The following is an 11,860-nucleotide window of genomic DNA, read 5'->3' as shown; positions in this document are numbered from 1 at the left end:
ACTGAAGCAATTACCCAAAAAGAGGTATAGATAATTAGACAAATATCTTATTTAGCATCCTTGCCGTATTTTAGGTAAAACTCCCCCATACCCATTTCCTCTGGAGATGAGATCTGCCTGCGTCTTATTTAAATTAAGAATTTACTTATTTCCTAAAGTGGTTAGCAGCATAACAAAATGTGTTATAGGCCACTACACCCTCAATGTTAAGGCGGTGTTACAATTAAGAAAAAATATGGGGTTTCTGGACAAAACTCTTAAAATGACCTTTCAGATGAAACATATAAACCGACTGTTATTTAAGGAAAATTCTTAATTTGCTCCCTGCACATTTTTGCGTTAATTTCCGCTCGGGTCAGACACAAAGATTTTCAAAGAAGTGTCAATTTAAGTAGCCAAACAGGCCCAATTAAAATTTAATGCCATTAATAAACTAATTAAAGCAATTAAAAACCGAACTATCACCATTTAACAGAATTAAAACCCAGACAATGATGGTGCAGTGGTTACATAACCCAAACTGTTAAATAAAACATAACAATAACATTATGATTAACATTCAAAACGGCTTGCTTATACCTTTTTAATAAAATTTTAATAATCACGCATCTGAATCATCACCTCACTCCCCGACATCAAAACGACATTGCCCTTTTCTCTGCGTTAAAATGCTGTATTATGCAAACTATTGCGACATTTTGCAGGAATGTACCCCCATGCACAAAACCGCTCGTCAACGCTACGTTCTGGATATCCTGAGCGAGCAAGGCCAGGCCAGCATCACCGAGCTGGCCGAAAAGCTGCAGGTTTCAGCCGATACCATTCGTCGGGATCTGACCGACCTGGAGAACCAGGGCCTGGCGCAGAAGAACCACGGCGGAGCCATCGCGTTGAATCTCTCAGCCATGAACCGTCAGGGCCGCAATACGCTGCTGCCGGAGACCAAACAGCGCCTGGGTAAGCAGGTCGCACAGCAGGTTCCACCGGGCTCCACCCTTTTTCTGGATGCCGGGAGCACGGTGATGGCCGTCGCCACCTTTCTTCAGGGGCCGCTCACCGTCATTACCACGTCGCTGGATATCGCCCAGCACTTTAGCGACCGGGAAGACGTTGAGCTGATCCTGCTCGGCGGCAAATGGGACCACCAGCAGCGCCTGTTTGCCGGAAGCGCCACGTTATCTTTGCTGTCCCGTTATCGGGCAGATATCGCCATCCTCGGGGCGTGCGCCATTCATGCCGAACTCGGTCTGAGCGCCGGTAAAGAAGCGGATGCCGAGGTTAAACGCGCAATGCTCGACGCAAGCCACGTGCACTGGATTGTCGCCGATCATCTGAAAATTAACCGCTGCGAGCCGTATCTGGTTTCCGGGTTATCCAACATTCAACAACTCTTTTTAGATCGTCCCTGGCCTGAGCTTGGGGACCCTGGCGCATTGCAGGTCACGGTGTGCGCGAATTAACGTGGAGAAGGTCATGAGTAAAGTTCAAACAATCAACATTGCGCTGATCGGGTATGGATTTGTCGGGAAAACCTTCCATGCCCCGCTGATCCAGTCTGTGGACGGGCTTAAGCTGGCAGTTGTCTCTTCTCGCGATGAAGAGAAGGTAAAACGCGATCTGCCGGACGTACAGGTGGTCTCCACCCCTGAAGAGGCTATTCAGCATCCTGATGTTGACCTGGTAGTGATTGCCTCCCCCAACGCCACGCACGCCCCGCTGGCGACGCTGGCCCTGAACTCGGGTAAACACGTGGTCGTGGATAAACCTTTTACACTTGACATGCAGGAAGCCCGCGACCTGATTGCGCTGGCGGAGGAAAAGCAGCTGCTGCTCTCCGTCTTCCACAACCGCCGCTGGGACAGCGATTTCCTCGGCATTAAGCAGGTTATTGAGCAAGGCACGCTCGGCAAGGTTAAACACCTTGAATCGCACATCGACCGCTTCCGCCCGGAAGTGCGCGTGCGCTGGCGCGAGCAGAACGTCCCCGGGAGTGGCCTGTGGTTTGACCTGGGGCCTCATCTTATAGACCAGACGCTGCAGCTCTTTGGCCTGCCGCAGTCGGTTCAGGGGAATATCGCGACGCTGCGCGACGGCGCTGAAGTTAACGACTGGGCGCACGTGGTCTTAAACTACCCGGAGCATAAGGTGATTCTGCACGCCAGCATGCTGGTGGCAGGCGGTACGGCGCGCTTTGCCGTCAACGGGGACAAGGGCAGCGTGGTGAAGGCCAGAATCGATCAGCAGGAAGCACAGCTGCTCGCAGGGGTGACTCCTGGCAGTGAAACCTGGGGCGAAGACAGCGACAGTATGGTGTTCTTTGGGGCCGACGGCGCACCGCAGACGATCCCTACCCCGAAAGGCGATCAGCGACAGTACTATATTAACGTGCGTGATGCGCTACGCGGGGAAATCGCCAATCCTGTCCACCCTGTTGAGGCATTAGCGGTGATGGCCGTGCTGGAAGCGGCGGTGAAGTCGTCGGAGACGGGGTCAACTCAGGGGCTGGCGTTAACTGCCGAAGAGCGTGCTTTGCTGGGTTAAAAAACAAGCCGGGTGGCGCATCGCCACCCGGCAAGCGTTAAAGACTACGAACGCTTTTTCGGCATCATGCGCAGAAGGGTATTATCTTTCCAGAAATAGTGGTGCATCAGCGCCGCCGCGGCGTGCAGGCCAATCACAAAATAGCCCAGATTTGCCAGCGTTTCGTGCCACTCTTTCAGCACATCAACCAGGTCAAAATTTGACTCTGCCGCATGCGGCATCGCCAGGCCAAAAGCAAACCAGTCGCTACCCCGGTTATACATCATCACAATGCCAATCAGCGGCAGCGCAATAAACAGCAGATAAACCACCAGATGCCCCAGATGGGACATCCCCGTCACCATCGCTTTTGGCTTCGGTTGAATCGGTGGCGCGCGGAACTTCAGGCGAACCAGAAGACGCGTCACCATCAGCACCAGGATACTGATACCGCAAGAGACGTGGATCATGTTGATCGCCGGGCGCGCGGTGCGCGGGAAGAAACCTCTGAACTCCATGGCGCAGTAGGCGACGATGATTAACAGAAACACCAGCCAGTGGATGCCGATTTGCAGGCTTGTATATTTAGTGCGCATGTGATTTCTCGATTAAAAACAGTTACCGCGCCAACATAATCCCCTTTCCTTAAAAATTCATTAACTTTTCTGTATGGTTTTTCAAATACTTCCTCCCGCATGAAGCATCTTCAATTGCCGCCCTGCCCGTGATGGTCTAAGCCTGGATGAGTTCAAACTGTCGCATCGACACGTTTACAGGAGAACACCATGAGTAAAATTGGCATTAACGGCTTTGGACGCATTGGGCGCCTTGTACTGCGTCGCCTTCTTGAAACCCAGGACAGTAATACCGTCGTCGCCATCAACGACCTCACCTCCCCGAAAGTGCTGGCCTACCTGCTAAGGCATGATTCCAACTACGGTGGCTTCCCGTGGAGCGTGGACTTCACCGAGGATGCGCTGATTGTGGACGGTAAAACCATTGCGGTGTACGCCGAGAAAGAGGCGAAGCACATTCCGTGGAAAGCCGCAGGCGTGGATATCGTCGTGGAGTGCACCGGCTTTTATACTTCTGAAGAGAAATCACGGGCGCACCTGGACGCCGGCGCGAAGAAAGTGCTGATTTCTGCGCCTGCGGGTGACATGAAAACTATCGTCTACAGCGTTAATGACGACACCATTAACGCCAGTGATACCATCATCTCCGTCGCCTCCTGCACCACCAACTGCCTCGCTCCGCTGGCGAAAGCCCTGAACGATGCGTTTGAAATTAAGGTGGGCACCATGACCACCATTCACGCCTATACCGGTACGCAGGCGCTGGTAGATGGCCCGCGCGGGAAAGACCTTCGCGCCTCCCGGGCGGCGGCAGAGAACATTATTCCGCACACCACTGGTGCCGCCAAAGCCATTGGCCTGGTGATCCCTGCGCTCAGCGGCAAACTTAAGGGCCACGCGCAGCGCGTGCCGGTAAAAACGGGTTCGGTAACCGAGCTCGTGGCCATTCTGGGCAAGAAAGTCACCGTTGAGGAGATCAACGCCGCGCTGAAAAAGGCGACGCAGGGCAATAAATCGTTTGGGTATACCGACGAAGAAATTGTGTCGTCAGATGTGATTGGCTCGCACTATGGTTCGGTGTTTGACGCCACGCAGACGGAGGTGTCAGAGGCGGGAGAACTTCAGCTGGTGAAAGCCGTTGCCTGGTATGACAACGAATACGGTTTCGTCACTCAACTGGTGCGGACGCTGGATAAGTTTGCGGCACTGTGATTTTTTCCCCTCATCCTAACCCTCTCCCCATTGGGGCGAGGGAATTGTTCCGTGCTCAGATGATTTTTCGCGTCACCTTCAGGACCGGATCCTGCTGCAGCTGTTTCCATGCGTCCATGACGGCCTCGGGGAATTCAACGTGAGCAATATAATCCCGCCCGGCCGGGCCATAGCCGTTGGCGTCATCATACAGGCGCGGCAGTTCCCCCAGAACCAGAGAAAGATAGCGGTCAACGGGCCACAGCCCGGTGTTGCCCTCACCGAATTCCACGCCCTCTTTTCCGTTTTGCAGCGTTGGCGTAAACCCGGGATGGCTTGTCCACTCCGGTGACTCGGACTCATCCCGACAAACGCGGGCAAACGTCGCCATCGTGCGGCGCTGCATCGTCGGATCCTGCACCACCAGCACCCGCCCGGTCGTTCGATGACGCTGTTTCAGCATGTTCCAGCTAAAGCGCGCGTTTTCACCGCAGTTGGTGGATTGATCCTCAACCCACAGATGCCCCTGCGGGATCTGCCAGAACTCCCGCGCAATGTCGGCAAGAATGCTTGCTTCGGCCCGCCCTGCGACCGGTACGGTGTGGTAACGCGGATGACTGGCGATGGCAGCATATAAAAAGGTGGTCGAATGCCCGATGCCGCCGCTAATCAGGAGCGGGATTTCTCTCTGCGCGGCAATACGGCAGGCCGCGTCAATGGTTGGGATCACCGCGTTTCCAGCCAGAATCACCGCATCTATCTCCGGGGCCTGACGCGTCACGCTCAGATCATCCTGCGCCAGCCATTCACCGACAGTATTGATGGCCGCCAGCGTGGCATTCGCCAGAACGGGAAAATGGGGCTGAACCATGGTGAACTCCTCACGTTGTTGAAGCGCCGAATTTATCATTTTCTGAAATAACCAGAAACATCCAAAAATCATCGGGTTGCACCTGCCTATTATGCTTTTGATTTCCAGCCTTACAAAACATTGTATTGTGCAGACGTTATGTAAAAGCACCCGGCGCTGCTTATTTCACCGTGATCTGACCAGTTTTATCCCCCCTTCGCTTGCCAAAAACAACATCCAACCCTAAGTTGCTTAACAATTTCACAACCTTTTTCATCATCACAGGTTGCACCTGAAGCGCGCCAGGTGACACCTCTCTCTCATCATCAACGTGGCGGGGTTTCAGGTCATGACAGAACATGAAAGTACGACGACGGTATTACGAAAAAATAAAAAGGTATTAATCGCCAGCCTTACCGGGAGCGCCATTGAATGGTTTGACTATTTTCTCTACGGTACGGCGGCCGCGCTGGTCTTCAATAAGATCTTTTTCCCGATGGTCGATCCGGTGATCGGTCTCATTCTCTCGTATCTCTCTTTCTCATTAACCTTTTTTATTCGCCCCATTGGCGGGGTACTTTTCGCCCATATTGGCGACCGCATCGGACGTAAAAAAACCCTCGTTCTAACCCTCTCACTAATGGGGGGTGCAACCGTCATGATTGGTCTGCTGCCCACGTATGAGATGATTGGCCTGTGGGCTCCCGCTCTGCTGATCCTGATGCGCATCATTCAGGGGATGGGCATCGGCGGTGAATGGGGCGGCGCGCTGCTGCTGGCCTATGAATACGCGCCAGAAAAACGTAAAGGCTTCTTCGGCAGCATTCCGCAAGCGGGCGTCACCATCGGCATGCTGATGGCAACCTTTATCGTTTCGCTGATGACTCTGTTCAGCGAGGAGGATTTTCTCTCCTGGGGCTGGCGTATCCCGTTCCTGCTGAGTTCGGTTCTGGTGTTGCTCGGCCTGTGGATCCGCAAGGATATTGATGAAACGCCCGATTTTAAGAGAGTCAAAGCGTCCGGTCAGGTGGCTAAGGCCCCGCTGCGCGATACGCTGAAGCATCACTGGCGTGAAGTGCTGATCGCCGCCGGTCTGAAGGTGGTTGAAACCGCCCCCTTCTACATCTTCTCTACGTTTGTAGTGAGCTATGCCACCAGCACGCTGACCTATCAAAAATCACAGGCGCTTGAGGCCGTGACGCTGGGAGCCCTGGTGGCGACCATTATGATCCCGCTGATGGGGCTGCTCTCCGATAAAATAGGCCGTCAGCGCATGTACGCAATCAGCGTCTTCGTGCTTGGCCTGTTTATCGTACCGTGGTTTATGCTGCTCAATACCGGTACAACCTGGGGCATCGTGCTCGCGACGGTCATCGCCTTTGGCGTGCTGTGGGCCCCTGTCACGGCGGTACTCGGCACGCTGTGCTCTGAAATTTTTAGTGCAAACGTGCGCTACACCGGCATTACACTCGGCTATCAGCTGGGTGCCGCGCTGGCCGGCGGTACCGCCCCGCTGATTGCCACCGGCCTGCTGGCAAAATATGACGGCGACTGGGTGCCGGTGGCCTGGTATCTTGCCGTCACGGTAACCATTTCCTTAATCGCGATTTTCTGCGCCAGCCGCGTTAAGCGTGCAACACTCATCCAGGCGCAGCCCGAACGTCTCTGACCGTTCCCGGCCCGTCCTGCGGGCCGCTCTTTTTCCTTAAATTTCCCTTCACCATTTGATTAACATGCGTAAATCATATTCACTTGAATTATCATTTGCGGCAGACGTAGAATCGCTAGCCCGCTAATTATTCAATCATTTCTAAGGTAAACGACGTTATGCGCCTGCCCGAACGCGACCCTTATGCTCCTCGCGAGTGGCAGCCACATGAGAAACCCGCCCTGCTGGGTTCGCCCTCCACGCCAGAACACAGTACGCCAAAACGCATTGCCTACGGCGTCGTGGGCCTGCTGGTCTGCCTGACGGGGGCGCTGGGGAATGCGGTGGTGACCGCCAACTTGCAAAATTTGCAGGGGACATTCGGCGCCTGGTCGACCGAAATCGCATGGCTGCCCGCGGTCTATGTGATGACCAACATCTCCATTAACCTGCTACTGGTCAAATTCCGCCAGCAGTACGGTTTGCGGGCCTTTACGGAAGGGTTTCTGGTGCTGTACGTGCTGGTCACCTTTTTCCACCTGTTCGTTAACGATCTCAGCTCGGCGCTGATGGTTCGCGCCGCGCACGGCATGGTGGCCGCCGCGCTCAGCTCGCTGGGGATTTATTACCAGATCCAGGCCTGGCCTGCGAAGCACCGCCTGAAGGCGCTGACCATTGGCATCACCGGGTCGTCGCTCGCCATCCCGCTGGCGCGCCTGTTTTCAACCGAGCTGCTGCAGCTGGACGAGTGGCGCGGGCTCTATTTCTTCGAGCTAGGGCTGGCGCTGATCTCCCTGGCCTGCGTGATAGCCTTAAAACTGCCGCCGGGCGACCGGCGCAAGGTATTCGAGAAAAAAGACTTTATCACCTTCTTTTTAATGGCCCCCGGGATGGCCCTGCTCTGCGCCGTACTCTCGTTAGGCCGCCTTGACTGGTGGTTCGAAGCGCCGTGGATTGGCTGGTCGCTGGCGCTATCGCTGGTGCTGATTGTGGCGGCCATCGTCTTTGAACATAACCGCACTAACCCGCTGCTGAACACCCGCTGGCTGTCGAGCGGCAGCATCGTCCGCCTGGGGCTGATTATGCTGCTGATCCGTATCGTGCTGGCAGAGCAAAACACCGGTGTCATCGGCTGGCTGCAGTACGTAGGCTTACAGAACGAGCAGATGACGCACCTGGCGTGGTCTATTTTCGCTGGGATCGTCTGCGGAATTGTCACCAGCTGTCTCACCATCAAGCCGACGAAACTGGCGTGGCCAATCATCACGTCTCTGGCGCTGATGATTGTTGCCTCGCTGCTGGACAGCCAGTCCAACAACCTGACCCGCCCGGATCAGCTGATGGTAAGCCAGTTCCTGCTCGGCTTCGGCAGCGCCTTCTTCCTGGCGCCCGCCATGCTGGCCGCCATTGGCGGCGTGATCGCCGACCCACGCAACCTGGTCAGCTTCTCGGTGATGTTTGGCATGAGCCAGAACCTCGGCGGCCTGCTGGGCTCCGCGATCCTCGGCACCTTCCAGACCTGGCGCGAGAAGTACCACTCCAGCCTGCTGGCGGACCAGCTCACCACGCTCAATCCGCTGGTCAACGAGCGAATTCAGCTTTATACCCAGATGTATAAAAGCCTGATCGGCGACAGCGCGCTGCTGGGAACGCAGGCGATAACGCAGCTGCAAACGGTCACAACGCTGGAGGCGAATATTCTGGCTTATAACGATACTTATCTGCTGACGGCGAGCATCGCTGCCGCCACGCTGGTCTGGATTTTATGGCGCTTGCTGCGCCTGCGCATCACTGCCCGTCTGGCGCTGAAGAACGCCACCGGCAATAAATAATTGAAAGAGTTCTGGAGAGTTTATGAGTCAGCAGGATGCCGCCAAAGAGCAGGCCAACACCCGCAAAAATGTGCGCATTGTTTCCGTTTTTACCGCCGCCGCCATCGGTATTGTTGGCGTGCTGGTGATCCTTTACGCGTGGCAGCTGCCGCCGTTCACCCGCCACACACAGTTTACCGATAATGCCTACGTGCGCGGTCAGACGACGTTTATAAGCCCGCAGGTAAACGGCTATATCACTGAGGTCAAGGTTCAGGACTTTGAGCAGGTCAAAAAAGGCGACCTGCTGGTGCAGATCGATGACCGAATCTATCGGCAGCGCGTGCATCAGGCCGAGGCGCAGCTGGCGATGAAAATTGCCGCCCTGAATAACAACCTGCAGCAGCGTAAAAGCGCCGAAGCCGTCATCGCCAAAAATGACGCCGCGCTGAAAAATGCCCGCGCCCAGAGCCTGAAAAGCCAGGCGGATTTAAAGCGGGTGAAAGAGCTGACCTCTGACGGCTCGCTTTCCATTCGCGAGCGCGACGCGGCGCTGGCCAGTGCCGCCCAGGGCAGTGCCGACATCGACCAGGCGAAAGCCGCCCTTGAGATGTCGCGTCAGGATCTGCAGACGGTGATTGTGAACCGCGGCGCGCTGGAGGCGGATGTCGAAAACGCGAAAGCGGCGCTTGAGCTGGCGCAGATTGACCTGCAAAACACCCGCATCATCGCCCCGCGCGACGGCCAGCTCGGCCAGATCGCCGTGCGTCTCGGGGCGTATGTGACCGCCGGAACCCATCTCACCACCCTTGTGCCTCCTCAGCACTGGGTCATTGCGAATATTAAAGAGACTCAGCTCGCAGAGCTGCGCGTCGGCCAGCCGGTGAAGTTCACCGTAGATGCCCTGAACAACAAAGCGTATCAGGGCCGCGTGGAGAGTATTTCCCCGGCGACCGGCGTGGAGTTCAGCGCCATCACGCCGGACAACGCCACCGGCAACTTTGTCAAAATCGCCCAACGTATTCCGGTGCGCATTGAGGTGCTCGGTAAGCCAGAAGATTCCGCGCTGCTGCGTCCGGGTATGTCGGTACAGGTGACCATTGATACGCGGGAGGCGAAGTAATGATCCTTCGCCCGATTGCCGCGCTGGCGGCGGCGGTCATGCTGGCCGGATGCCAGTCCGCAGACGTAAAACCGGTGCAGCCGACGCTGCAAATTCCTGCGCAGTGGCGCACCGTCTCCGGCCCTGCCAGCCCGGCGGAGCAGCTCTGGTGGCGCAATTTTCATGACAACCACCTCAACCGCTATGTGGATCAGGCGCTTAAGAATAACAGCGACGTGCTGATCGCCCGCGAACGAATTAACGAGTATCAGGCGCGGGTCTATGCGGCTGACGGGAGCCTGTTTCCTTCGCTTGACGCGGGCGTAACCGGGACGCGCGCCCGTTCACAATCCGCCGCGACCGGGCTGCCGGTCTACGGCACGCTGTACAGAGGTAGCCTGACGGCGAGCTATGACGTGGATATCTGGGGCGTCAACCGCAGCACGGCCAATGCCGCCGAGGCCTCGCTGGCGGCGCAAAAAGCCGCCGCCGCGGCCGCGGATTTGACCGTTGCCTCCTCCGTTGCATCCGGCTACGTCACCCTGCTCTCGCTTGACGAACAGCTGCGCGTGACCGAATCCACGCTGAAATCGCGCGAAGAGGCGTTTAACCTCGCGAAACGTCAGTTTGAGACGGGCTACAGCTCGCGCCTGGAGCTGATGCAGTCGGATTCCGAACTGCGCTCAACGCGGGCGCAGGTTCCCGTGCTGCGGCATCAGATTGCGCAGCAGGAGAATGCCCTCAGCCTGCTGCTGGGAAGCAATCCCGGCGCGGTGGCGCGCAGCGAACGCTATGAGACGCTGACGCCCCTGAAGCTCCCGTCACAGCTGCCTTCTGCGCTCCTGAACCGCAGGCCGGATATCGTCCAGGCCGAACGCCAGCTGGTGGCGGCTGACGCCTCGCTCGCGGCGTCGCGCGCCAGCCTGCTGCCGTCGATCAACCTGACCGCCACCGGTTCGGTTCAGGATCGCACCCTTTCCGGCCTGCTGGACAACCCGCTTCAGCTCTGGAGCGTCGGAGGTAGTATCCTTGCCCCGCTGCTGAACCGCCAGGCGCTGAATGCGCAGGTGGATATTTCTCAGTCCCAGCGTAACCAGGCGCTGTACGCCTATGAAAAAACCGTGCGTAACGCGTTTGCCGAAGTGAACAACAGCCTTGATGCGATAAGTCGCTATCAGGAACAGCTGAAGGAGCTGCTTGCCCAGCAGGAGGTGGCCCAGGAGACGCTGCGCATTGCGCAGAACCGCAATCGCAACGGCTACTCCTCCTATCTGGACGTGCTGGACGCGCAGCGCACGCTGTACTCGGTTCAGACCAGCGTCGTGCAGGTGAAAAATAACCTGCTGCTGGCGCAGATTGATTTGTACAGAGCGCTGGGCGGCGGCTGGAATGGCGCGTAAACCCGGTTTGGGCGCTGATGCCCTCACCCCGGCCCTCTCCCACAGGGCGAGGAAGAAAACCCAAGGAGTCAATCTATGCAACAAAAATGGTCTGCCGTAGATAATTACATGATTTCTTCTCTTATCCCTGACGATGACGTACTGAATCAGGTTCTGGAAAACAACAAACGCGCCGGGCTCCCCGAGCACGACGTAGCGGCCAATCAGGGGCAGCTGCTGGCGCTGTTCGTGCGCATGACGCAGGCGCGGCGGATACTTGAGATCGGTACGCTGGGTGCCTACAGCTCAATCTGGATGGCGCGTGCGCTGCCGCCGGACGGTAAGCTCATTACGCTTGAGGCCGATCCCACGCATGCCCGCGTTGCGCGCGAGAATATTCAGCTTGCGGGGTTAAACGAACGCATTGAATTAATTGAAGGCCCGGCGCTGAGCTCGCTGGAGAATTTCGGCGACGTTCCGCCGTTCGACCTGATCTTTATTGATGCCGATAAGCCAAACAATCCCGGCTATCTGGAGTGGGCACTGCACTACTCCCGCCCCGGCACGGTAATTATCGGCGATAATGTGGTGCGTGACGGCGAGGTAATCAACGGGGAAAGCGACGACGCGCGCGTGCTGGGCGTGCGGCGTTTTATTGAGATGGAAGGAGATAATCCGCGTTTAACCGCCACCGCGCTGCAAACGGTGGGGGTTAAGGGATGGGATGGGTTTACGCTGGCGATTGTGAACGGGTGAAAATTGTGCGGGGCTGATGCCCTCACCC

Annotated in this window: 10 protein-coding genes; 8 read left to right on the top strand and 2 right to left on the bottom strand. The window is 56.5% G+C overall.

Going from position 1 to position 11,860, the window contains the following annotated elements; translation table 11 throughout:
* Positions 1-716 precede the first annotated feature (716 nt).
* The gene (locus tag ACW9E7_RS08995; protein WP_115875010.1) at positions 717-1,460 is read left to right on the top strand and encodes a DeoR/GlpR family DNA-binding transcription regulator; all 744 of its coding nucleotides are present in this window, start codon (positions 717-719) and stop codon (positions 1,458-1,460) included.
* A 13-nt stretch (positions 1,461-1,473) separates the two neighbouring features.
* Positions 1,474-2,541 carry an oxidoreductase gene (locus ACW9E7_RS08990; RefSeq protein ID WP_136194833.1) on the top strand — a complete coding sequence of 356 codons (1,068 nt, stop codon included), beginning with the start codon at positions 1,474-1,476 and terminating at the stop codon, positions 2,539-2,541.
* Positions 2,542-2,585: 44 nt separating this feature from the next.
* Here ACW9E7_RS08990 and cybB read toward each other — a convergent pair whose 3' ends face one another.
* Complete coding sequence (gene cybB, locus ACW9E7_RS08985) at positions 2,586-3,116, bottom strand: cytochrome b561 (RefSeq protein ID WP_111964665.1); 531 nt, start codon at positions 3,114-3,116, stop codon at positions 2,586-2,588.
* A 189-nt stretch (positions 3,117-3,305) separates the two neighbouring features.
* Here cybB and gap point away from each other — a divergent pair, with 189 nt between their 5' ends.
* Positions 3,306-4,307: a type I glyceraldehyde-3-phosphate dehydrogenase gene (gap, locus tag ACW9E7_RS08980; protein ID WP_288461741.1), complete on the top strand. Its 1,002-nt coding sequence runs from the start codon at positions 3,306-3,308 to the stop codon at positions 4,305-4,307.
* A 55-nt stretch (positions 4,308-4,362) separates the two neighbouring features.
* Here gap and ACW9E7_RS08975 read toward each other — a convergent pair whose 3' ends face one another.
* Positions 4,363-5,157, bottom strand: coding sequence for a YdcF family protein (locus ACW9E7_RS08975; protein WP_367897272.1), 795 nt, complete (start codon positions 5,155-5,157; stop codon positions 4,363-4,365).
* Positions 5,158-5,485: 328 nt separating this feature from the next.
* On the opposite strand from ACW9E7_RS08975, the gene ACW9E7_RS08970 reads away from it, so the two are divergent.
* The 5 genes from ACW9E7_RS08970 (at position 5,486) to ACW9E7_RS08950 (ending at position 11,832) form a co-directional block, all read left to right on the top strand.
* Positions 5,486-6,805 carry an MFS transporter gene (locus ACW9E7_RS08970; RefSeq protein ID WP_248174042.1) on the top strand — a complete coding sequence of 440 codons (1,320 nt, stop codon included), beginning with the start codon at positions 5,486-5,488 and terminating at the stop codon, positions 6,803-6,805.
* Between the two features lie 158 nt (positions 6,806-6,963).
* Positions 6,964-8,616 (top strand): MFS transporter, encoded by a 1,653-nt coding sequence (locus ACW9E7_RS08965; protein WP_064790983.1) that lies wholly within the window; start codon positions 6,964-6,966, stop codon positions 8,614-8,616.
* 22 nt (positions 8,617-8,638) lie between these two features.
* Positions 8,639-9,718 carry an HlyD family secretion protein gene (locus ACW9E7_RS08960; protein WP_367897271.1) on the top strand — a complete coding sequence of 360 codons (1,080 nt, stop codon included), beginning with the start codon at positions 8,639-8,641 and terminating at the stop codon, positions 9,716-9,718.
* Positions 9,718-11,097: an efflux transporter outer membrane subunit gene (locus tag ACW9E7_RS08955; RefSeq protein ID WP_367897270.1), complete on the top strand. Its 1,380-nt coding sequence runs from the start codon at positions 9,718-9,720 to the stop codon at positions 11,095-11,097. Before ACW9E7_RS08960 ends, ACW9E7_RS08955 begins: the two co-directional genes overlap by 1 nt.
* A gap of 75 nt (positions 11,098-11,172) precedes the next feature.
* Positions 11,173-11,832: an O-methyltransferase gene (locus ACW9E7_RS08950; protein ID WP_367897269.1), complete on the top strand. Its 660-nt coding sequence runs from the start codon at positions 11,173-11,175 to the stop codon at positions 11,830-11,832.
* Positions 11,833-11,860: the final 28 nt, after the last annotated feature.

The organism is Enterobacter sp. H2G27 (genome assembly GCF_054403075.1).
The sequence above is the reverse complement of the archived record's forward strand: the minus strand, read 5'-3'. Positions and strand labels throughout refer to the sequence as shown.